We start from the raw sequence: 21,666 nt of genomic DNA on the forward strand, positions 1-21,666 counted from the left end.
GATGGCAGACGGACGGCTCGTTATTGGAACGCAGCGCTATTCTTCATGGTCTCTGCGGGGCTGGCTCTCGGTCCGGCTGGCCGGGCTGAATGTCGATATTGATGTCATCCCTCTGGCCGGTGGCGGCAAGACGACAGCACTCAAAACCCTCTCCCCCAACGGCTGTGTGCCGTATCTGGAACATCATGGCGCTGTGATATGGGACTCGCTCTCTATTGCAGAATATTGTGCGGAACAGGACCCCGACCTGTGGCCTGCTGACCGCTGCGCCCGTGCTGTGGCCCGCTCCATTTCTGCGGAAATGCATTCCGGTTTCCGCGCTGTGCGCGCCGCTCTCTCCATGAATCTGGGCCGCGATAAACGTCCGCCTGCGGCCGGGTTTGATGAAGACGTGTTGAAAGATATTGCCCGCATTGATGCCCTCTGGACCGATGCGCGTACCCGTTTTGGGCAGGACGGCGCGTTTCTCTTTGGGGCGGACTTTGGCAATGCTGATGCCATGTATGCTCCTATCGTGGCACGCTTCCTGTCCTACGATGTGTCCGGCCTTTCTGACGTTTCCCGCGACTATATGGAGGCTGTGCGCCAGCATCCGCTGATGCAGGAATGGTATGATCAGGCCGCGCAGGAACCCAAAGACTGGTATCTGGACGTTTATGAATCTCTGGCCTGATCGGGGTCGTTTTTCCGTGCAGTGCTTCCAGATATGATGGCGCTTCCCGGCGAAGGCCAGCCTGCGGCTCCCACACCGAAGGAAGCCGCCGGGGGAAGAGGCGCGCAAGGCCCACAGTCAGCGTTACGCGTTCTGACGGTGCTGACCCCCAGAGAACGCTTTGCCCCCGGTGAGGCCGGAGCCATTGCGCTGCTAGTGCGGCGCATGGCGAGCAGTGCGGAAACCGTCGTGGGCCTTGCACCCACCGGCCAGCCATTCGCTGGCGTGCGGTTTGTGCCTGTGGTGCCAGTCTTTCGCCCTTTCAGCCGTATTCAGCGTTATGCCGCAGGCGTTGCGCGCGTAGCCCGGTCTGTCCGGCCTGATCTGATTGAAGTTCATAACCGGCCCGATGTTGCGTTGGCCTTGCGCAAAGCCTGCCCCGGCCTGCCAATTGTGCTGGTGTTGCATAATGACCCCTGCGGCATGCGGCGTGCCCGCACGGCAGCGGAGCGTGAGCATCTGGGGCAGGCTGTGGCCGTAGTCGCTGTGTCAGAATGGGTGCGCGGCCGTTTTATCAGTCAGGGCGTGACGTCCTGCGTGCGGGTGCTGCCCAATAGTCTGGATCTTTCTGCTTTGCCGCCACCTGCGGAGCAGCGTGACCCGGTGCTGCTGTTTGCCGGACGCATTGTGGCGGATAAAGGGGCGGATGCCTTTGTGGCGGCCTGTGCGCGTGTGTTGCCTCGCCATACAGGCTGGCGTGCCGAGATGATTGGCGCAGATCGCTTCGGTCCCGACTCGCCTGACACACCATTTCTCAACGCTTTACGTCCGCAAGCGGAACAGGCCGGTGTGGTGCTGCGCGGCTATCAGCCGCATGAGGCCGTGATACAGACCATGAGTCGGGCCGCAGTCGTGGCGGTACCCAGCCGCTGGCCGGAACCGTTTGGGATGGCCGCTCTGGAAGCCATGGGATGTGGTGCGGCCGTTGTGGCCTCACATCGGGGGGGCTTGCCGGATGTGGTGGGAGAGGCCGGGTTATATGCTGATCCGGATGAGCCAGACGATCTGGCCAATATTCTGGAACGCCTCATGACCTCGCCTGCTTTGCGAGCGGAAGCCGGACAGGCAGGCCGCGCCCGCGCCAGACTGTTTGATGCCGTCCCGATGCGGGAAAAACGCCGCCTCCTGCATGAAGACATTGTGCGGGAATGGCGTTGGAAAGGCTTGTTCCGGGCCTGATGGCCACCCTTTCAGAAACATTCTTCGCTTAGAAGACTGTTTTTTCAGACCTTAGATGCCCTGCCAGCCGCAACTCTGGAGTGCTGCCCTCATGCCTTCGCGGGGAGGCGCTGTGGCGGAAACCGGCGGCGTAAGTGGCAGCGTCAGGCTACGGGCCAGCAGATGCAGCCCTTCCGGGTGAGGGTGCCCGTAGAGCGTATCCCCCAGAATCGGCCAGCCCATAGCGGCGCAATGCACACGGGCCTGATGCGTGCGCCCGGTGTGCAAAGAGAGTTCCAGCCAGCACAACCCTTCGCCACGCCCCAGCACACGCCAGTCGGTGCGGGAGGGAGCGCCGTCCGGCGCAGTGACCATACGCCAGCCAGACGGAGCTGTTTTTTTGGCCAGAGGCAGGGAGATTTCACCCCGGTCTGCGTCCGGCCCCCCTTCCACAACGGCCCAGTAGGTTTTGCGGGCAGTCTTATCGGCAAAGGCTTTTTGCATGGCCAGAAGCGGCTGCTTGCGCAGGGCAATGGCCAGACAGCCGGAGGTTTCCGCATCCAGCCGATGCGCCAGCCAGGGGCCGTCTTTGCGCCGGGAGAGGAGGGGAAAGCAGTCTTCCACACATGGGCCACCCTTCGGCCCGGCATGCACAGGCACACCGGCTGGCTTATCCAGAATCACCACATGCTGGTCCTGATACAGCATGGTGAGCGGGAAAGGGCAGGGGAGGGGTTTGCTCATTCCTCGCGGTTGGGGCCAGCCAGCACTTTACGGCGGCCCACATGGTCGGCGCGGCTGATAATGCCTTCGCGTTCCATCTGCTCAATCAGCTTGGCGGCCCGGTTGTAACCAATGGACAGGTGTCGCTGCACGAAGGAGGTGGAAGCCTTGCCTTCCCGCGTCACAATGGCCACGGCTTCATCATACATGTCGGATTCGCCGTTATCGCCACCGCCGCCAGATTTGCCGCTGCTGGCCGGGGCTTCTTCCACCGGTTCGGACAGAACGTCATCATCATAAATCGGCTCGCCCTGTTCCTTCAGGAAGTTGACGACCTGCTCCACCTCATTATCCGCCACAAACGGACCATGCACGCGGGTAATGCGGCCGCCACCCTGCATGAACAGCATATCACCCTGTCCCAGCAGCTGTTCAGCGCCCTGTTCACCCAGAATGGTGCGGCTGTCGAACTTGCTGATCACCTGGAAGGAAATACGGGTCGGGAAGTTGGCTTTAATGGTGCCGGTAATCACGTCCACGGAGGGGCGCTGCGTGGCCATGACCACATGAATGCCCGCTGCACGAGCCTTCTGGGCCAGACGCTGCACACAGGCGTCGATTTCTTTACCGGCGGTCATCATCAGGTCGGCCACCTCGTCGATAATCACGACGATATAGGGCATCGGGTCCAGAGTGACGGACTGTTCCTCAAACACCGGGTTACCGGTTTCCGGGTCAAACCCTGTCTGCACACGGCGGACAACCACCTCCCCATCCGCGCGGGCTTCTGCCGCACGGGCGTTGTAGCCTGCAATGTTACGCACCTGCAGATGCGCCATGGTGCGGTAGCGGCGGTCCATTTCCCGCACCACCCATTTCAGGGCGTTCACGGCCTTGGGCGGTTCTGTCACAACCGGGGTCAGCAGATGCGGAATACCATCGTAAATGGAGAGTTCCAGCACCTTGGGGTCGATCATGATCAGGCGGCACTCATCCGGGGAAAGCCGGTAGAGCAACGAGAGAATCATGGCGTTCACGCCAACCGATTTACCAGACCCGGTGGTGCCGGCCACCAGCAGATGCGGCATGCGGGCCAGATCACTAAAGACGGGTTCGCCCTCAATATCCTTGCCAAGCGCCAGAGAGAGATGGGCCGGGTCTTCGCGCCAGTCCGGCTGGTTGAGCAGCTCGGACAGATAAACCGTTTCCCGCTTTTTGTTCGGCACTTCAATACCGATCACATTGCGGCCGGGAACGGTGGCAATACGGACACTCAGCACGGAAAGAGAGCGCGCGACGTCATCCGCCAGACCAATCACGCGGGCAGACCGGATACCTGCGGCCGGTTCCAGCTCATACAGCGTGACGACCGGACCGGCACTCATACCAACAATCGTGCCCTGCACGCCGTAATCACACAGCACTTGTTCCAGCTGGCGGGCTGTTTTGGTCAGATCTTCTTCCGAGGGGCCATGTTGTGTGCGGGCCGGAGCGGGTTTTAGCAGATCCAGAGGCGGCAGTTCCCATCCACCTTTCCGGGTTGGGGAAGAGGACGCTTTTGCTGCTTTGGCAGGGCTGCCGGAGGTTGCGGCATCTTTGCCGGTAAACAACCGGCCCAGAAGACCATTCCGGCCCTGTGCAGGGGCGGGAGAGGGGGCAGGCTCCAGCGTCAGGCCAGAGGCACCAGCAGGTTCTTCCCGCACTGGGGTGGTGGTCTGAGCAGGAGCATGTTCCTCCGGTTCTGGGGCATAGGCGGCAGAGGTTGCACTTCCTGCTCGGGTTGAGACCGGGAGATCTTCCTCCTCTTCATCATCCTGAAACAGGCTGTGTGCGGACCCGCTGCTGCTCCTGGCGTAGGATGTTTCTTCGCTGGTCGCATAGCCTCCCTGCGGACCAGCGACTTCGGCTGTCTGGGGTTTGCGGCTGGCGTAATAGCGCACAAAGCGCATGCCAAGCTGACCGGGCAGGCGAACAAGCACCAGCATACCGCGCCAGAGTGTCAGCCATTCTTCACGCCGCAGACCTGTGCAGAGGGCTGTTAGCAGAATGGCGAGCAGTCCTCCGAGAATCCAGATCACCATGCCGCCAGCCGGGCCGATGGCCGCCGTGCCCGCGGAGAGGGATGTCTGGGCAATGGAAAATCCAATGCCCCCGCCAATGCCAGCCTGTGTCGGCCAGTGGATGGGGGGTAGGGCGGTAAACAGGAGCGGGATAGCCGCAAGCAACGCCCCGGCAACCGGCAGCAGGCAGATCAGCGCCACAACCCGCAGGGCAAACACCATTGGTGCTTCATGCCCTAACAGACGATGGCTCAGAAAACGCCAGCCCCACGCCATCAGAATCAACGATGGCAGAACAGCAGCCAGTCCGATTCCCTGTAGCAGCGTGTCAGACAGCACTGCCCCGGTCATGCCCAGCAGATTGGTGGGCGGCTGGCCGGTTGCGGTGTTGAAGGAGGGATCGTTCGGGTTGTACGTAACCAGTGCGACCAGCAAGACGCAGGCGAGCAAGCACAGCAGAATTCCTCCCCCTTCTTCAAGACGCAGACGAAACGCGCTTTTGTAAGGGGAGGGGACGTAATCGGAAGATCTTGAGTGGCTCACGCGCGCCAAGGGCCTGGATCCTGACTCCAAAGGGCCGCCCGCACCCTCCTCTTGTTGGAAAAGGGAAACTGGCGACGGATAGTTGATGATGCTGTTTCGGGCTGAAACAGTCCGTAACCTAGCCTGAACTGGTGGCGTAAAGAAGGTTGGGAAGCGAGTCTTTGCGCAAAACGCGGGAACAAAAGCTTATCCCAGCAAAAACCACACCCGGAAAACCAGTTGTTCGAGCTTTTTATGCCGCCTGAGCTGCTTTAGCTGGTGCATGAGGGAGACTCGGGAAAGAGCTCCCCGCAGGCCGGGTTTCTGCGTTTTGCGGAGCAGACGCAAAGCGTTAACCGCGTCCGGCGTAAGCAGGCTTTGCCGGTTGAGCAGATAGAGCGTATTGGCCCTAAAAATATTCATAAATGCCGTCGGCCCACGTTTGAGGGCCGCCAGTGCGCGGTGCAGGAACTGGCTGCGCGCGCCTACGGCGTTTTTTCCGTGCTGACGATAGAACAGAGACGGCTGATTATCCGTAAGAATGCGTCCGCCTGCGCCACTTACCATCAGGTAAGCCCACCAGTCATGCAGCAGAAATGTGGGGGCGGGCATGGCTTTGCGGAGCAAAGCACAGGCGGCAGGAGACAGCATCAGAGTACAGCCTGTCGCAATATTCTGCGTCATGGCGGGCAAAAAGCTGGTTGTGTCCGGCAGCTCGGGAGACAAGCCGGTAGGGCGCAGGTTTTTGTCCGTCAGGGTCTGGCGTGTGCAGTAGAGTGCCGGGGTATGCTCTGCCACCGTCGCCAGAGCGCGCAGACCGCGTTCCAGCTTATCAGAGAACCAGACGTCATCCTGATCACAAAACGCGACAGAAAGATTGGGGGGTGTGTGGTCCAGGAGGGTGGCGTAAGAGCCGGTGACGCCCAGATGCTCACCATTGCGCGGCATCACTTCTACGCAGCGCTCTTTGCCAACCTGCTGGGTAAATTTGTGCATGACGGCGAGGCTGGCATCTGTAGAGCCGTCATCCCGCCAATATAAAGTCCAGTCAGGGCGGCTTTGATGCAGGAGCGAGTTCAGCTGCTGCTGTAAATAGGGGACACCGTTATAAAGAGACAGCAGAATGGCAACAGAAGAGCCACCGTCCAAAGAAGTAGTCTGGCGGTTTATAAGAGTGTGCTGGCTGGTCTCCTGCACCTGTGATGCTCTTCCTTCAGATCCTGCGGAATACGAAACGCCTCCCGCTTAAGCGTGCCGCAAAGCTGGCCGAAAAATCTGTCAAATTTCAGACCTTTCCGAACAGCTTTGCAGGGTCTTTTACGCAGTCTGTGCAAAAATCTGATCAACCGTTTTCCGCACACTGTCCTGCCATGCAGGCATTGTAACGCCGAAAACGCGCGTCAGTTTGGTGTTATCCATGCGAGAATCAGCCGGGCGCTTTGCCGGTGTCGGCCAGTCTTCCGTGCGAATGGCCGTGACTTCTGGCATTTTCTGGCCGTGGGTTGCTGCATCCTGTAACGCAGCGACCGCCAGACCGTGCCAGGTTGTCTCTCCCGTGCCGCAGGCGTGGTAAATGCCAGCGAACTCATCTTTCCAGCCGTCTTTTTCCAGAACCGCAAGAATGGAGAGGATTGCCTCCGCCAGATCATCCGAGCTGGTCGGGTTACCTTTCTGGTCTCCAACCACTTTCAGAGCCGGGTTTTTAGCGCCGGCATTAAGCATGGTGCGCACAAAGTTTTTCCCGTGTGCGGAATAAACCCATGATGTGCGCAGCACGATGGTTTTGGGGTTAGCTGTCAGCGTCTTGCTCTCGCCCTCAGCCTTGGTGCGGCCATAGACAGTCTCGGGAGAAACCGGGTCTGTCTCCACATACGGTGCACCCTTGTCCCCGGAGAACACATAGTCCGTGGAAACCTGGATCAGCGGAATGCCGCGCAGGGCACACAGGCGGGCCAGCTCTTCCGGGCCCGTGGCATTGGCGCGGGCGGCACCTTCGGGCTCACTTTCTGCAAGGTCGACAGCGGTCCATGCCGCAGCATTTACCACGGCAACCGGCTTGATGGCGTCCAGGGTGGCGGCAAGGGTTTCCGGCTTGTCGAAGTCGAAGTCCGGACGGCCCACGCAGCGGATGCGCGGGCCGCCGAGATTGACCAGAGAGGTCGCCAGCTGGCCTTTGCCACCCGTAACCAGAATGGGACCACCGTTCTGTGCAAGACTAGTCATAGGTCTGCTCCTGATTACAGATGAAACCAGCCTTTGGCGGCAGAAAATTCCGGGGCTTCCAGATCTTTTTCAGAAAGAACGGCCTCTTCTGCCTTGATGGGCCAGTCAATGGCCAGCTCTTTGCTGTTCCAGATCACCGCGCGTTCAGAGGCCTTGTTATACAGGCCCGTGCATTTGTACTGCACTTCCGCATCTTCGGTCAGAGTGCAGAAGCCATGCAGGAAACCCGGCGGAATCCAAAGCTGTGACCAGTTTTCTTCAGACAGTTCGGCCGCAACCCATTTGCCGTAAGTCGGGGAGCCGGTCCGGGCATCTACAGCCACATCCCAGATCGCACCTTTGGTGCAGCGCACCAGCTTGCCCTGAGCGTAGGGTGCCAGCTGGCAGTGCAGGCCGCGGATCACGCCTTTCTGGCGGGAAAGGCTCTGGTTATCCTGCACGAAGGGTTCGGTAATGCCTGCGTCCCGCATCCGGTCGATATTGTAGGTTTCAGAGAAAAACCCACGATTGTCCTGAAAACGCGGCGGCGTGACCAGAATCACGTCCTCAATGGCAAGGCGTTCGACTTTCATGAAAGGAAAGCTCCTGTCTGCAAATGGTAAGAAAGAGAAAAGGGAGGTTCAGCCTGCGGGCTGAACCGTATTGGCAACCTGCATCAGGAGCCGTCCCAGTTCTGTTTTTCCCATGCGGGAGGCATGTGCGCGGAGCTGGTCCGCATCAATAAAGCCGAGCCGGAAGGCGACTTCCGCGGGAGAGCCAACCAGCATGCCCTGACGCGCCTGAATGGTGTGCACAAACTGACCAGCTTCCATCAGGCTGTCGGGAATACCGGCATCCAGCCAGGCACAGCCACGGCCCAGACGGTCCACATGCAGGCTGCCTTCTTCCAGATAGAAGCGGTTGAGATCTGTAATTTCCAGCTCGCCGCGTGCGGAGGGCTTGACGCGCTTGGCAAAGTCTAGGACGCGGTTGTCATAGAAATACAGACCGGTCACCGCCCAGTTGGAAACAGGTTCTTTCGGTTTTTCGACAATGCTCAGGGCACGGCCGGTTTCATCAAAGGACACCACGCCATAGCGTTCCGGGTCACGCACCTGATACGCAAACACGGTAGCGCCTGTGGGGCGCACGGCAGCGGACTGCAGGGCGGCACTCAGATGATCGGCAAAAATCAGGTTGTCACCCAGTGCGAGCGCACAGGGGGAGTTGTCTAGCCAGTCTTCTGCAATCAGGAAGGCCTGCGGAATGCCATCCGGGGAAGGCTGGGCGCGATATTCGAACGTGACGCCAAACTGAGAGCCATCGCCCAGCAGACGTTTGAACTGCGGGAGATCGGCTGGGGTGGAGATGATCATGATATCCCGAATGCCCGCCAGCATCAGCGTGGAGAGGGGATAATAGACCATCGGTTTATCATAGACCGGCAGCAGCTGTTTGCTGGCGGCCAGCGTCATGGGGTACAGGCGCGTGCCGGAGCCACCGGCCAGCAGAATACCCTTCATTTTTGTCTGAATTGCAGGCTTCTGTGTCATTCTACGGTGCTTCCCAGTCGGTTGCCTGTGTAACGGCGGGCGCGGATGCCTTCCCACCAGTCGCGGTTGTCCAGATACCACTGAACAGTGCGGCGAATGCCGGTCTCAAATGTATGTTTGGCTTTCCAGTCCAGCGCCTTTTCAGCGTGGGACGGGTCAATTTCATAGCGGAAATCGTGGCCGGGGCGGTCTGTCACAAAACGGATCAGGCGGCTGCGCGGGCCTGCCGGGTCGGGCACCAGTTCGTCCAGCACATTACAGATGGTTTCCACCACCTGCAGGTTGGTGCGCGGCTGGCGGGCACCGATCGCGTAAGTCTCCCCCGGCACACCGGTTTCAACAGCCTTGACCAGAGCTTCGGCGTGGTCTTCCACAAACAGCCAGTCACGCACGTTCTTGCCATCGCCATATACGGGCAGATCCTTGCCTTCGATGGCGTTGATGGTGATGAGTGGGATCAGCTTTTCCGGGAAATGCCAGATGCCGTAATTGTTGGTCGTGTTGGTGACAAACGTGGGCAGACCATAAGTATGATACCAGGCGCGGACCAGATGGTCGGACGAAGCCTTGCTGGCAGAATACGGGCTGCGCGGGTCATAGGGTGTTGTTTCGGTAAAGGGCGGGTCGTTTGGCTCCAGCGCTCCGAAGACTTCATCCGTAGAAATATGATGGAAGCGGAAGGCAGCGCGTTCGGCCTTGTCCAGCGTCAGCCAGTATTTACGAGCGGCTTCCAGCAGGGAATAGGTGCCGACCACGTTGGTCTGGATGAACACACCCGGGCCATCAATGGAGCGGTCCACATGGCTTTCTGCAGCCAGATGCATGACGGCCTGCGGGCGGAATGTTTCAAACAGACGGCTGAGTTCGCTGCCATTGACGATATTGGCACGAGCAAATTCATAGCGCCCGCTGGCAGCAGCATCTTCCACGGTTTCTTCAGACGCCGCATACGTCATGCAATCAACATTCAGGACAGAATGATTTGTGTCCCGAATAATATGGCGGATCACTGCAGATCCGATAAACCCGCACCCGCCTGTCAATAAGATACGCATTGGTATTCCGTTTTTGTGGACCGAAACAAACGATTAAAATCACTAGTCTTTGGGCATAGCTCAGAAGTACAGTCTTCGCCAGCAATCTTGGCAGATTTGCGATTTTCTTACGCTTGGCTGTATGAAAAACAAGCATATAGGCAGCCAGAGAGCATGGTTCGTCAGGGAGTTGAAAGCGGAAAAATGTTTGCCAGAAACCTGACGGAAACCTTGCTGCATGTGCTGGATCGCCCGGAGCTGCGCCTGCTGGCAACACAATGCCGGATCATGCTGGACCCGGCAGTGGCCCATCCTTTTCATGTTCGTCCTGCGGGGCAGATTGTGCTGGGAGCACCCTGCCTTGGGGAGCGTCGGGTGGTGGCGTTCCATTTGCGCCATGCGCTGGAACTGGCCGTTTTGTCCGATGCGCAGGAGCCGGATCGGCTTCAGGCGCTTAAGATTTCCTTCTCTGCTGCCAGAACAGCAGCCCGGTTCTGGATGCTGGATGCGCCGGCTGATCTGCCTGCCCCGGAGGCATGGGTCCGGGCGTTTGCCAGCCCCCGGCTTCCCGGCAGAGAAGATCTGCCTCAGCTTTTTGCGGCCCTGCGTCCCCTTGTCAGTCTTCCGGGTAAGGAAGCAAACTATAGTGCTGTGCTTTGGGATAAGCTTCACGCATGGCTTGTGCTGGCCTGGCCGCTGATTGGCCCGGTTGAAGCCCTGATGGCGGAAGGGGGCGATGCCCGCCTCAATATTGATGTGCGGACCGGCCTCAATCATTACGGCTGTTCGCACCGTCCGCGCCCATGGGCTGTGACCTTTGCCTCCTCCACCGCGTCGTCCCTCTCGGAGCGAGGCTTTACAGGGGGAGAACTGGCGCGGGTGAAGCTGGCCCGCGCTGTTCTTGAAGGTGCTGCGGCGGAGGCGTTGCATGCCCTGGCTCTGGGTGTCCGGCATTTTCTGGCAGGCTGGTTCGGCTTGCCGGGGCAGGACCACGTCGTGCTGGCTTCTTCCGGGACGGATGCGGCGCTGGCTGTGCTGGCGCTGTCCACTTTGCCCGGGCAGCCGGTTACAACCGTTCTGACCGCGCCGGAAGAGACGGGCAGCGGGGTGCCGCTGGCGTCCCACGGGCGGCATTTTGCGCAGGAAACAGCGCTCGGCGCATCCGTCTGCAAAGGGGATCTGGTGGCCGGATTCCCGGATGATACGATCTGTGTGGATCTGCCTTTACGGGATGCCGAAGGTCAGTTGCGACCCGAGGCCGAAGTGACGGCTGCATGCCAGAAAGATATTACAGACCAACTGGCTCAGGGGCGGCGTGTGCTGCTGCATGTGCTGGATCTGTCCAAAACCGGTCTGCTGGCGCCTGATCTGAAAGCTCTGGAAGCGCTGTGTGACCAGTATCCGGGCCAGTTGGATGTGGTGGTGGATGCCTGTCAGGCCCGGTTGATGCCTGAGCGTGTTCAGGCCTATCTGGCCCGCGGTTGGGCCGTGATGGTGACGGGGTCCAAATTTTTTACCGGACCGCCATTCTGCGGGGCCCTTCTGCTGCCGGATTGCTGGAAAGCCCGGCTCGATCAGGGGCTCTTGCCTGAAGGTCTCTCGGCTTACGCTAACCGGTGTGAGTGGCCCGCCAGCCCGGCCTGCCGTGGTCTGGCGTCTGGCTTTAATCATGGATTGCTGCTGCGCTGGCGAGCGGCACAGGCTGAAATGGCAGCTCTCGGGGCGATTCCCTCATCAGTGGTGGCGGAACGATTGCAAGGTTTTCTTGGGGCCGTCACGCAAGGAATTGAAGCAAACGCTGACCTGGAGTTTCTGCCACAGCCAGCACCGCGGCGGGAGGCGCTGCCTCATGACTGGGACCGTCAGCAGACAATTCTGTCCTTTCTGGTGCGTGCGCCTGAGGGGGTAAAAGGGGCGATACCGTTAGATCTGTCGCGATGTCGGAAGCTCTATCAGTGGCTGAACGCGGATCTTTCGTCTTATGTCCCGGAAAAGCAGAAGGCGCTTGCCGCGCTGCTGTGCCATATCGGTCAGCCTGTCCCCATTCCGCACGCGCAGGCCGCTGGCGGGCTGGTCGGGGCGTTGAGACTCTCAGCCGGGGCACGCCTTGTGTCCGGGGAGCCTTCTCATGAAGGTCTGGATGCGACCGCGCGTATGACGCGGGAAATTCAGGATGCGCTCCGGGTTCTGGAAAAAATCAGTCTGATTCTGACGCATTGGGACGCCATTGCGCAGGCGGACCCGCTGCCGTCCTATGCTCCGCACTGGGAGCCGGAAGGCTCAACGGACGAGTCTCACTGGTCAGAACGCTCCGTGAAAGAGAGCGTGACTGACAAGCAGAAAGCAGACGCAATGCGGCGTTCCATTTCTGCTCTTGCCTTGGGCGGTTCCTGACAGCACAACAGTCCCATGACTGTCAGCCTCACTCGCCCCGCCACCCAGCAGACCAATCAGGGTAATTTTCTCGATACGCCGCAGCTTGCACCCGGCATTACGCGGTTCTGGCTGATCCGCCATGCGCTGGTGGAGCAAAACGCGCGCCTTCGGCTTTACGGGGCGCTCGATGTTCCGCTCTGTCCGGATAGCCTGATTGCACAACGCCCGATGTATGAGGCTCTGGCCGCACGCCTGCCGCGTGAGGCGCACTGGCTTGTCAGCCCCCTTTCCCGCACACGGCGCACGGCTGAGGCGATTCAGGAGGCCGGTTATGACCCGGTGCCGATGGATGTGGAACCCGCTCTGATCGAGCAGAATCTCGGCGAGTGGCACAACATGCCGCATCAGGAACTGCCGCAGCATCTGCGTCTGGCCCCGCATCCCTTCTGGTCGATTTCGGCCACAGAATGCCCGCCGGGTGGTGAGAGTATGCTGGATGTCTGCGGGCGCGTGGGTGTGACGCTGGACCGGCTGGCCGAAGCCTATGAAGGGCAGGATATCGTCGCTGTCAGCCACGGCGGGGCTATTCGCGCAGCTCTGGCTCATGCGCTGCGGATTCACCCCGAGACCGCGCTGCACTTCTCCATTCAGAACCTTTCCCTGACTATTCTGGAAAGGCTGAATGAGGGCTGGCGTGTTGTCACCGTGAACGAACTGCCCGGTATCTGAGGATTTAGGCAGTTTCGTCCCACCAGAAGGTCATCTCTGGCCTTCAGGTGATGTTTTCAACAAGACGTGCTTTACGGCCCCGGCGCAGGCGTTTTTGAGTCTGGTGCTGGTGCTGGTGCTGGCGGACTGGTCGGTTGCGGGCTTTGGGTTGGACTGAGTTGCGGAACAACCGGAGCCGGTTCCTCCTTCCCTGCCGGTTTGTTGTCCTGCGTCTGGCCCGGTGTGGGCGGCTCTGCGTGATCATCCGGTTTTCCAGGAACCTGCCCGGATGACGACTGCCCAGAGGGTGGCGCAGCAGGCTGGGTTTGCGGTGATGCAGGCGCAGGCGTGCCGGATGGTGAGTCATTTTCCTGTGCCGGATGCTCGGCTTTCAGGGTGGACACCGGTACACCTTTCAGCGGTGAGCGTTCCGTAACCGGGATTTCCGGCCCTTTGGCATCCCATGCATCGACGGGCGGCAGAGGCAGCTGAGAGGGCTGGTCAGCCAGCGGGTTATTATCCAGCACTTTGCGGGTGTTCTGCGGGTAGCGGTTCATCAGCCCCAGCAGGGTACCGTTGGTCCAGCCAAAGCCGATCTGCATGGGGTATTCGCCGCCGCCCTTGCCGCCTGTGGCGCTGATCTCGGGCGAGACGACATCATATTTTTCCAGCAGAACGCCGCTTTTTTCATAAGTGCCAATGACGCGGGCCATCCATCGCCGCCCAATGTCGGCCGCCAGATCATCATGCCCGTACTGTTCCAGCCCTTTGATGGCCATCCATTCTTCCGGTGCCCAGCCGTTGGGATAATCCCACTGCTGCCCGGTCTCACGGTCGGTTACGGTCAGGCCACCCACATGCAGAAGGCGCGCCTTGACGGTGCGGGCGACTGTATCGGCTTTATCCTGCGGGGCAACGTGCAGGAAGAGTGGCACAACGGTCGCGGTGGAGAGCACGTCTCTAAGCTGCCCGGTCCGCCAGTTATAATCGAAATATGCGCCCTCTTTTTCACTCCACAGATAGTGGTTGATGGCGTTTTTCAACTGCGTGGCCTGCTGCGCATAAAATGCAGCTTTCTCTTTCTCCCCGTTCAGGGCGTAGGCGTGGGAGAGCGTTTGCTCCAGATGCACCATCAGACAGTTATATTCGACGGTAATCAGGGAGGTTGTGTTGATGGTGTCCAGCGTCTTGTCATCCGCCAGCCAGCGGGAGGAGTAATCCCACCCGGTTTCTGCCCCGGCCCGGAGGTCACGCCAGAGTTCGGGGGAAGGGCGATGGGAGCGTTTTGCTGTTGCCAGATCCTGCGGAAAACTCTCATCGCGCGGGGAATCCATGTCATCCCACGGGCGGAACATCAGGGTGCCATCAGGCAGGCGGACGACATGCTGCCAGGCCGCATCCGGTTTGAGGGCGTCGGCTCCATGCGTCCAGTAGTCATACTCACGCTGCAATTCCGGCAGGAAGGACGTGTAGACCACCTGACCGTCATGGCTGGCGAGCAGGTCCAGCATCACGGAGAAAAACGGGGGTTGTGAGCGGCTGAGGTAATAGGTGCGGTTGCCGTTGGGCATATGGCCGTACCGGTCCATCAGCGAGGCAATGTTGCGCACCACGTTGCGTAGCAGGTCAATGCGCCCGTCTTCATACAGACCGATCATGGTGAAGTAGCTGTCCCAGTAATAAAACTCTGAGAACCGGCCTCCGGGCACAATATAAGTCTCAGGCAACGGTAACAGGGAAGACCAGGGCACCGCCATATCGGCTTCACGCGTCAGCACATCCCACATGCCGGAAATGTAATCACGCACATTCTCGCCCGGCTTGCGGTTATAGGCCGCTGAGCGCAGTACCGGGATGGTGAAGTGCTCGGAGACGAAACGCTTAAGATTGAAATCAGGCAGGTCTTTTTCCTGGCGCCATTCCGCGACCAGATCCGTTGGAGCCTGATCCGGGATGGCATCTGCCACGGCCTTGGCATCGGTAAAGATACGTGCCGCATGAATGGCGGAAAACAGCTCCCCCAGAGCAATAGAGGGCGGGCGAAGGTCCTGCGGTACAAAATCTGGCGCGGCATGTTCGCCCGCATGGGTTGCAGGCTGCACATCGAACAGTTTGACCTGCACAGGTGGCGCGGAATTTTCCTCATCCAGCGTTGACTGAGCCGGTTCCGTGCTTGCTGAAGGCCAGGGTTCCAGCACCTTTTCAGGAGCAGGAGCAGGAGCAGGAGCAGGAGCAGGAGCAGGAGCAGGAGCAGGAGCAGGAGCAGGAGCAGCGCTCGGTGGTGTGCTGGTGTGCTGGTGTGCCGGGCTGGTTACAGGTCGCTGTGCATCTGGCGTGGTGAGGGTATCAGCGTGCGGTGCCTGGGGTGTGTCAGGTTGGGGCGTCGTGCCGTGCGTCATCACAGGAACGGACACGCTTGGGAGATGCTGTGCCGGGGCGGCTGTTTGCGCCAGTGCCGCAGCGGGATTGGCTGCCAGAAAACAGATCAGAGCAAGGTGCAGCATGGAACAGGAGGAGACGTGCTTGCCAGAAGCGGGCAGTATGGGCGTGGGAAGGCCGGAACGTGTCCTGTCCTGATGTGCACTCATAAGTGTCTTTCCTCTGGCTGCGGCGGAACGCCGGGGCACCGAGAGGAGGGCCGCAGCGGTCAGTCTGGCAAGGGTCCTGAAAAAGCGTCAGGACTCGTATCTGGTCATCAAACAGAAACGATGAAACCCCTTGCGGGTTTTGCGGCAGCACTTAACTGTTTATGCTTGCGCCGCTCTGCCGGGAGAACCCGCTACCCGGAGCCTTAGTCCTGTCAGGAGTTTCGTCCATGTCATCCATTCCTTCAAGCCCTGGCGCTCTGGCGGTTACAGACCAGATGTTTTTTGACAGACCCGGAGCCTTGCTGGACCGTGCCGATGCGGAAGCCATGACCCGCAAGGCGCTGGAGGGGATGGATGATGGAGAACTGTTTCTGGAATATCGGGAAAGCGAGGGCATAGCGCTGGATGATGGCGTTATCCGCTCAGCGTCTTTTGATACCAGCAGCGGTTTTGGCCTGCGGGCGGTACTGGGGGAAGAAACAGGCTTTGCCCATTCTGATGACCTGAGTCGTTCCGCTCTGGCGCGCGCCGGAGAGGCGGTTAGCGCTGTGCGGGGCGGTCGTTCCGGCACTATGTCGGACGCGCCTCGCTCCACCAATCGTCGCCTTTACACGGATGCCAATCCGCTGGGCGAGACGGATTTTGCGGCCCGTTCCGGCCTTCTGACCCAGATTGATGCCTATGCTCGCGGCAAAGATAGTCGCGTGGTGCAGGTTATGGCCTCTCTCTCTGGCGAATGGCAGGCTGTGCAGATTATCCGGGCCGATGGCGCACGGGTGGCGGATCTGCGCCCACTGGTGCGGCTGAACGTCTCTGTGGTGGTGGAGCAGGACGGCAAGCGTGAAAGCGGCAGCCACGGTCTGGGTGGCCGGTATGAAATTAACCGCCTGCTGGAAGCCGAAACATGGCAGGGCGCTGTGCATGAAGCACTGCGGCAGGCGCTGATCGCCCTTGAGGCCCGGCCGGCTCCGGCAGGTGAGATGGAAGTTGTGCTCGGCGCAGGCTGGCCCGGTATTTTGCTGCATGAAGCCGTCGGGCACGGGCTGGAGGGTGACTTCAACCGCAAGGGCACATCCGTGTTTGCCGGGCGTATGGGGACGCGCGTTGCGGCTCCCGGTGTCACGGTCATTGATGACGGCTCTCTGCCCGACCGTCGCGGAAGCCTGACTATTGATGATGAAGGTACCCCGACAGGCCGGACGACGCTGATTGAGGATGGGATCCTCAAAGGCTATCTGCAGGACCGTCTGAACGCCCGTCTGATGGGGGTGGCCCCGACGGGCAATGGCCGCCGCCAGTCCTACGCGCATATGCCCCTGCCGCGCATGACCAATACGCTGATGCTGCCCGGTCAGGCTTCCACGGAAGACATGATCAGCTCCATGAAGCGCGGCCTGTATGCCGTGCATTTTGGCGGTGGTCAGGTGGATATTACATCCGGCAAATTCGTGTTCTCGGCCTCCGAGGCTTATCTGGTGGAAGACGGCAAGATCACGGCCCCCGTTAAAGGGGCGACGCTGATCGGGAATGGCGCTGACGCCATGACGCATGTTTCCATGATCGGCAAAGACATGGAACTGGACCCCGGTATTGGCACCTGCGGCAAAGCCGGGCAGGGCGTGCCGGTTGGGGTCGGGCAGCCGACCCTGAAAATGACGGGCCTGACGGTTGGCGGCACGGCCTGACGGCCGCCGCACTGAGAGAATAAGCATACAGAAAGTTCACTCCGGCTGTCGGCAGGAGAGGCGGTGGCCGGAGATCTGAAGCGGGAAGAGGTTCTGCCGGACTGGCGCTCATGCTAGAGCGTGGGCCGGATGACCCTGCCCCGACGGCAGGCTGAGGCGTAAACAGGAATTAAAGAGAATGGTCGAAAACGGGTTTCAGAGTTCCTTCATGCAGGAGGCCGCTGCGCGTGGCTTCATTTTTCAGTGCACGGACCCCGCTGCGCTGGATGAGGCAATGGCGAAGGGCTCTGTTGCGGCCTATATCGGCTTTGACCCGACGGCGGACAGCCTGCATGTGGGCAGCCTGATCCAGATCATGATGCTGCGTTTGCTGCAAAAGCACGGGCATCGTCCTGTGGCTCTGGTAGGCGGCGGCACGGCCCGAATTGGCGATCCGTCCTTCCGTGAAGAAGCCCGCAGGCTGATGACGGAAGAGACCATCGGCACCAATCTGGCAGGGATCGAAGGCTGTCTGCGCCAGTTCCTCACCTTTGGCGGCGGCGCGTCAGAAGCCATTCTGGTCAACAATGCCGACTGGCTGGACAAGCTGGCCTATATCGACCTGCTGCGCGATGTCGGGGTGCATTTCTCCATCAACCGCATGCTGTCCTTCGATTCCGTCAAGAACCGTCTGGACCGTGAGCAGGGCCTGACCTTTCTGGAATTCAACTACTCCATCCTTCAGTCCTATGACTTCCGGGAGCTGAATCGCCGCCACGGTGTGACGCTTCAGCTGGGCGGCTCTGACCAGTGGGGCAATATTGTCTCCGGTGTGGATCTGGTGCGCCGCACGGACCAGAAAAGCGTAATGGGTCTGACCACTCCGCTGCTGACGACCTCTTCCGGCGTCAAAATGGGCAAGACGGCTAACGGCGCTGTCTGGCTGTCTGAAAAGCGCCTGCCGGTGTTTGATTACTGGCAGTTCTGGCGGAATACGGAAGATGCTGACGTGGGGCGTTTCCTGCGTCTGTTTACCGATCTGCCGCTGGATGAATGTGCGCGTCTGGAAGCCCTGCAAGGCGCAGAGATTAACGAAGCCAAGAAAATTCTGGCGACCGAAGCGACTGCTCTGTGCCACGGGCGCGAGGCGGCCCAGGCCGCTGCGGAAGCAGCACGCCAGACGTTTGAAGAAGGCAAAGTGGCAGCCGCAGACCTGCCCGTGCATATCGTGCCGCAGACCATGCTGGCGGAAGGTGTGCCGGTGTTCCGTCTGTTTGTGGAGGCCGGACTGGCCAAAACCAATGGTGAAGCCCGTCGACTGGTGCGTGGCGGCGGGGCGCGTGTGAATAATGCCGTGGTGCAGGATGAAAACGGCGTGATTGCAGAAAAAGACATGGTGGACGGCGCCATTCGGTTGTCTTCTGGCAAAAAGCACCATGTTCTGGTCAAAGTTGCGTAGTTAGTGCTCCCAATGGAACCACGGCGACAGGAGTGAGCCGCATGAAACGTACCCCTCTGATTATAGGCTGTCTGGGGCTGATGCTGGTCGGCACGCTCTCTGGCTGCGCGGGCCCGATATATGGCGGAGGGTATGACTATTACGGCTATAGCCCCGCCGGCGGTTATGACGAGTATTACGGTTATGGAAACGGCCCGCGCTGGGGCTATGCCGACCGGCGCGCACGCCCGTTCCCCGGTGGCAGCCGCCCCGGTATGGCGCCGCGTCCCGGTGGCCGACCGGGCGGCGGCGGTATGCCTCGCCCGCCCGGTCCGGGTGGTGGCGGGCGTCCCGGCGGTGGGGGGCACGGCCCCGGAGGCGGTGGTGGTCCCGGTGGGGGCGGTCATGGTGGCCCCGGCGGCGGTGGAAAACCCGGTGGTCCGGGCCACTGAGACCGGATTCACTCTGATCAGACGGGTGGAAGAGGGAGCTGTTTATTCAGCTCCCTTTTTTATCACCTGCTCACAACGGATGTATGCGTAGGGTGCCTGAGGCTTATCGAACCTCATTGAGGCGCAGTGAACTCCGGTTTTCTCTGCGGATAAGTGAGAAATCCAGTTAATTATCCACAGCCTCTGGAGTCGCTTTTCACTGGTTTTCTGAGTCGTGCACCGAGGTTGCACCCGTTATCCACAGGTTTACCCACGGGGAGGCAGAAGGCCACATGCCAGATCAATCCCGCAGCCACTAACGGGGCTGAAGGGCGGGCTGTCTTGCAATTTTAAAAAAGAAGAAGGCTGGTGCTGCTGGACAGGATTGAACTGTCGACCTCTCCCTTACCAAGGGAGTGCTCTACCACTGAGCTACAGCAGCCCGCTGGCGGCGTTCTAGCTGTTCACGCCGAACGCCGCAAGTCTGTTTCCGCTTAAAAAGCGGAATTAATCGTCACGATGGGTTTTTTCCATGCGTTCATGCTGTTCCTGCGCCTCAATGGACAGGGTCGCAATCGGGCGGGCTTCCAGACGACGCAGGGTGATGGGTTCACCCGTTTCCTCGCAATAGCCGTAGGAGCCGTTCTCAATGCGCTGGAGGGCAAGGTTGATCTTGCCGATCAGCTTACGGGCACGGTCACGGGTGCGCAGCTCCAGCGCACGGTCCGTCTCCACACTGGCACGGTCTGTAATGTCGGCTTCATGAATGCCGCCTTCAGAAAGGCTGGCAAGTGTATCCCCGGCCTCTTTCAGGAGTTCAGCACGCCACTTCAGGAGTTTTTGTCTGAAATATTCCGTCTGAAGAGGGTTCATGAACTCTTCATTGTCGGACGGGCGATAGTCTGGCGGTAGAGTAATCATGTCAGTTGTCAGCCTTTGCAATGACAGGACACCTGCCTTGAAAGAATGACGCGGCTTATAGCGGTGTGCACCCCGAACGCCAAGAACATTATGAGATTTTAGCGGAAGAAAAAGGACAGCATAGGCATGCAGGCCGCTGGATATGCCCAAGAAATAGTATGTGGGCAGGCCGCTAATAAAAGGAAATATTTAGATTTTCTTAAAAACTGATGGAGCGGCGCTGCTCTGTTGGGAAGCGCCGCTCTGCTCCGATGCGGCCAGAAGCCAGCCGGCAAACAGGAAAAACCACCCGGCAGTGGGAAAGGAGAACAGGGCGCTGGTAGAGGCTACCGGCCAGATCAGTACACAGCACATGACAAATAGCATGGCCTGTTGCGGGTTCCGGACCGGGGAGAGTGCACGCAGGCCGGTGCGCAACCAGCAGAAGAGCATCCATGCAAACGCCGCCAGTCCCGGCAAGCCTGCCGTGGTGGCAATTTGCAGATAATAATTATGCGGATGGATGTTGCAGCCCTGTGCCGTGTCACTGTCCAGAGGAGGCAGGCCGATGGCTGCCACAGCATCGGTATGGAACGGGGTGTGGCAGAAATTTCTGAACCCATCCATGCCAAGCCCTAGCCAGGGGTGCGCAACAATCATCGTTACAGCCGTGCGGTACAGTTTGCCGTAATCGCTCTGGGTAAAATGATGCAGTTGGTTGGAGAATTTAAGCACCAGCTTGGCATACGTCCGTGGGGAGATATCGGGCAGGCTGGCAACCAGCCCCGCCCCACCGACCAGCACGAGGGCAAACGGCACGCGAAAGCGGGGGATCATCAGGGCTGTCAGCATCAGGCCGAACAGGAGCAGCACATTACTCATGCGCTGGCCAATCAGCACCATGGTGGTCACGCTGAGCACCAGCAACGCCACGCCGCCAGCCCAGGGGCGCAGACGTTTGGTATAAAACGCGCGCAGAACAACGGGCATCAGGGCCGGGAAAAAGAGCATGAGCAGCGTAAACCCGGCGCGTGGCTTTACAAACGGGCCGGTGAGGGCGCCATCATCCGCAGGCGGAAAGCCCAGCAGGTTGGTGCCCGTCAGATGCTGCTTCCAGCACTGGCCAATCAGCCAGAGGGCCAGCACGAACAAAATTGCGGCCAGTGTTCTGCGGCGCGAGGCCGGCACCAGAATCCAGCTTTCCATGGCGGCGGTCAGCAGCATCAGGCGGGGCAGACACAACGCCTGAACCCACGCGCCTTTCTGGCCGACATATAAAGAGGAGATCAGGCAGAGCCCGCAGAACAGGGCTGCCGGACGTAGCCAGTCCTTCCGTATCCACTGCCAGTCTTTCTGCAGGCCGGAGTAGAGCAGGAACAGGCAGCCAATAAGCGTCGCCGCCACATCGCTCAGCGCACGACTATAAAAAAAGAGGAGGGGGAGAAGAAAGGTGCACCCTGTTCCACACAGCGTCAGCGCCGCAGCAAGGCGGTCAGAGGAGCGGGGAACAGAAGATGCAGGTGTCATTACGGAAAATTCCCGTTGAGACAGACCGCATCACCCCGGCAAAGGGCCGGGGGAGGGACTGTCAGACCCA

17 protein-coding genes and 1 tRNA gene are annotated in these 21,666 nt (G+C 59.9%); 7 read left to right on the forward strand and 11 right to left on the reverse strand.

What is annotated here, in order from left to right; translation table 11 throughout:
- Window position 1 precedes the first annotated feature (1 nt).
- Window positions 2–673 (forward strand): glutathione S-transferase, encoded by a 672-nt coding sequence (locus HK23_RS08800; protein WP_086653653.1) that lies wholly within the window; start codon window positions 2–4, stop codon window positions 671–673.
- A 33-nt stretch (window positions 674–706) separates the two neighbouring features.
- On the forward strand, window positions 707–1,891 hold the full coding sequence (locus HK23_RS08805; protein ID WP_256940125.1) for a glycosyltransferase family 4 protein: 1,185 nt from the start codon (window positions 707–709) through the stop codon (window positions 1,889–1,891).
- 51 nt (window positions 1,892–1,942) lie between these two features.
- Here HK23_RS08805 and HK23_RS08810 read toward each other — a convergent pair whose 3' ends face one another.
- The 7 genes from HK23_RS08810 to rfbB form a co-directional block, all read right to left on the reverse strand.
- A complete protein-coding gene (locus tag HK23_RS08810) occupies window positions 1,943–2,614 on the reverse strand; it encodes an RluA family pseudouridine synthase (RefSeq protein WP_086653654.1) in 672 nt (223 codons plus the stop codon).
- The gene (locus HK23_RS08815) at window positions 2,611–5,196 is read right to left on the reverse strand and encodes a DNA translocase FtsK 4TM domain-containing protein (protein ID WP_373270317.1); all 2,586 of its coding nucleotides are present in this window, start codon (window positions 5,194–5,196) and stop codon (window positions 2,611–2,613) included. The genes HK23_RS08810 and HK23_RS08815 overlap by 4 nt, the downstream gene beginning before the upstream one ends.
- A 186-nt stretch (window positions 5,197–5,382) precedes the next feature.
- Window positions 5,383–6,372, reverse strand: coding sequence for a glycosyltransferase family 2 protein (locus HK23_RS08820; protein WP_256940126.1), 990 nt, complete (start codon window positions 6,370–6,372; stop codon window positions 5,383–5,385).
- Between the two features lie 120 nt (window positions 6,373–6,492).
- Window positions 6,493–7,398 carry a dTDP-4-dehydrorhamnose reductase gene (gene rfbD, locus HK23_RS08825; RefSeq protein ID WP_086653656.1) on the reverse strand — a complete coding sequence of 302 codons (906 nt, stop codon included), beginning with the start codon at window positions 7,396–7,398 and terminating at the stop codon, window positions 6,493–6,495.
- A gap of 14 nt (window positions 7,399–7,412) precedes the next feature.
- A complete protein-coding gene (rfbC, locus tag HK23_RS08830) occupies window positions 7,413–7,970 on the reverse strand; it encodes a dTDP-4-dehydrorhamnose 3,5-epimerase (protein WP_063907103.1) in 558 nt (185 codons plus the stop codon).
- A gap of 48 nt (window positions 7,971–8,018) precedes the next feature.
- On the reverse strand, window positions 8,019–8,930 hold the full coding sequence (gene rfbA / locus HK23_RS08835) for a glucose-1-phosphate thymidylyltransferase RfbA (protein ID WP_063907104.1): 912 nt from the start codon (window positions 8,928–8,930) through the stop codon (window positions 8,019–8,021).
- Window positions 8,927–9,985 (reverse strand): dTDP-glucose 4,6-dehydratase, encoded by a 1,059-nt coding sequence (rfbB, locus tag HK23_RS08840; protein WP_086653657.1) that lies wholly within the window; start codon window positions 9,983–9,985, stop codon window positions 8,927–8,929. The genes rfbA and rfbB overlap by 4 nt, the downstream gene beginning before the upstream one ends.
- A 153-nt stretch (window positions 9,986–10,138) precedes the next feature.
- On the opposite strand from rfbB, the gene HK23_RS08845 reads away from it, so the two are divergent.
- Entirely contained in the window at window positions 10,139–12,358 is a 2,220-nt protein-coding gene (locus tag HK23_RS08845; protein WP_256940127.1) for a hypothetical protein, read from the forward strand.
- 15 nt (window positions 12,359–12,373) lie between these two features.
- On the forward strand, window positions 12,374–13,069 hold the full coding sequence (locus HK23_RS08850) for a histidine phosphatase family protein (RefSeq protein WP_086653658.1): 696 nt from the start codon (window positions 12,374–12,376) through the stop codon (window positions 13,067–13,069).
- A gap of 71 nt (window positions 13,070–13,140) precedes the next feature.
- Here the strand turns inward: HK23_RS08850 and treF are convergent, their stop codons facing one another.
- The gene (treF, locus tag HK23_RS08855) at window positions 13,141–15,636 is read right to left on the reverse strand and encodes an alpha,alpha-trehalase TreF (protein ID WP_256940128.1); all 2,496 of its coding nucleotides are present in this window, start codon (window positions 15,634–15,636) and stop codon (window positions 13,141–13,143) included.
- Between the two features lie 227 nt (window positions 15,637–15,863).
- On the opposite strand from treF, the gene tldD reads away from it, so the two are divergent.
- From tldD to HK23_RS14555, 3 genes are all read left to right on the forward strand, one after another.
- Complete coding sequence (gene tldD, locus HK23_RS08865; protein WP_086653659.1) at window positions 15,864–17,321, forward strand: metalloprotease TldD; 1,458 nt, start codon at window positions 15,864–15,866, stop codon at window positions 17,319–17,321.
- A 178-nt stretch (window positions 17,322–17,499) separates the two neighbouring features.
- Window positions 17,500–18,759 (forward strand): tyrosine--tRNA ligase, encoded by a 1,260-nt coding sequence (tyrS, locus tag HK23_RS08870; RefSeq protein WP_063907108.1) that lies wholly within the window; start codon window positions 17,500–17,502, stop codon window positions 18,757–18,759.
- Between the two features lie 41 nt (window positions 18,760–18,800).
- Window positions 18,801–19,190: a hypothetical protein gene (locus HK23_RS14555; protein WP_179193856.1), complete on the forward strand. Its 390-nt coding sequence runs from the start codon at window positions 18,801–18,803 to the stop codon at window positions 19,188–19,190.
- Between the two features lie 346 nt (window positions 19,191–19,536).
- On the opposite strand, the gene HK23_RS08880 is transcribed toward HK23_RS14555, so the two are convergent.
- From HK23_RS08880 to HK23_RS08890, 3 genes are all read right to left on the reverse strand, one after another.
- Window positions 19,537–19,611 (reverse strand) — tRNA-Thr (locus HK23_RS08880).
- 65 nt (window positions 19,612–19,676) lie between these two features.
- Window positions 19,677–20,090 (reverse strand): RNA polymerase-binding protein DksA, encoded by a 414-nt coding sequence (dksA, locus tag HK23_RS08885; RefSeq protein WP_043549927.1) that lies wholly within the window; start codon window positions 20,088–20,090, stop codon window positions 19,677–19,679.
- A gap of 189 nt (window positions 20,091–20,279) precedes the next feature.
- The gene (locus HK23_RS08890) at window positions 20,280–21,596 is read right to left on the reverse strand and encodes an O-antigen ligase family protein (protein WP_086653660.1); all 1,317 of its coding nucleotides are present in this window, start codon (window positions 21,594–21,596) and stop codon (window positions 20,280–20,282) included.
- Between the last annotated feature and the right edge of the window lie 70 nt (window positions 21,597–21,666).

Source organism: Acetobacter malorum, assembly GCF_002153605.1.
Taxonomy (GTDB): Bacteria; Pseudomonadota; Alphaproteobacteria; order Acetobacterales; family Acetobacteraceae; genus Acetobacter; species Acetobacter malorum_A.

Bases quoted from the DNA above. Each gene is read 5' to 3' on its own strand.
- HK23_RS08845 (WP_256940127.1), top strand. From the start codon at position 10,139: ATGGTTCGTCAGGGAGTTGAAAGCGGAAAAATGTTTGCCAGAAACCTG.
- rfbC (WP_063907103.1), bottom strand. From the start codon at position 7,970: ATGAAAGTCGAACGCCTTGCCATTGAGGACGTGATTCTGGTCACGCCG.
- treF (WP_256940128.1), bottom strand. From the start codon at position 15,636: ATGAGTGCACATCAGGACAGGACACGTTCCGGCCTTCCCACGCCCATA.
- HK23_RS08810 (WP_086653654.1), bottom strand. From the start codon at position 2,614: ATGAGCAAACCCCTCCCCTGCCCTTTCCCGCTCACCATGCTGTATCAG.
- tyrS (WP_063907108.1), top strand. From the start codon at position 17,500: ATGGTCGAAAACGGGTTTCAGAGTTCCTTCATGCAGGAGGCCGCTGCG.
- HK23_RS08850 (WP_086653658.1), top strand. From the start codon at position 12,374: ATGACTGTCAGCCTCACTCGCCCCGCCACCCAGCAGACCAATCAGGGT.
- HK23_RS08800 (WP_086653653.1), top strand. From the start codon at position 2: ATGGCAGACGGACGGCTCGTTATTGGAACGCAGCGCTATTCTTCATGG.
- rfbB (WP_086653657.1), bottom strand. From the start codon at position 9,985: ATGCGTATCTTATTGACAGGCGGGTGCGGGTTTATCGGATCTGCAGTG.
- dksA (WP_043549927.1), bottom strand. From the start codon at position 20,090: ATGATTACTCTACCGCCAGACTATCGCCCGTCCGACAATGAAGAGTTC.
- HK23_RS08805 (WP_256940125.1), top strand. From the start codon at position 707: ATGATGGCGCTTCCCGGCGAAGGCCAGCCTGCGGCTCCCACACCGAAG.
- rfbD (WP_086653656.1), bottom strand. From the start codon at position 7,398: ATGACTAGTCTTGCACAGAACGGTGGTCCCATTCTGGTTACGGGTGGC.
- rfbA (WP_063907104.1), bottom strand. From the start codon at position 8,930: ATGACACAGAAGCCTGCAATTCAGACAAAAATGAAGGGTATTCTGCTG.
- HK23_RS14555 (WP_179193856.1), top strand. From the start codon at position 18,801: ATGAAACGTACCCCTCTGATTATAGGCTGTCTGGGGCTGATGCTGGTC.
- tldD (WP_086653659.1), top strand. From the start codon at position 15,864: ATGTCATCCATTCCTTCAAGCCCTGGCGCTCTGGCGGTTACAGACCAG.
- HK23_RS08890 (WP_086653660.1), bottom strand. From the start codon at position 21,596: ATGACACCTGCATCTTCTGTTCCCCGCTCCTCTGACCGCCTTGCTGCG.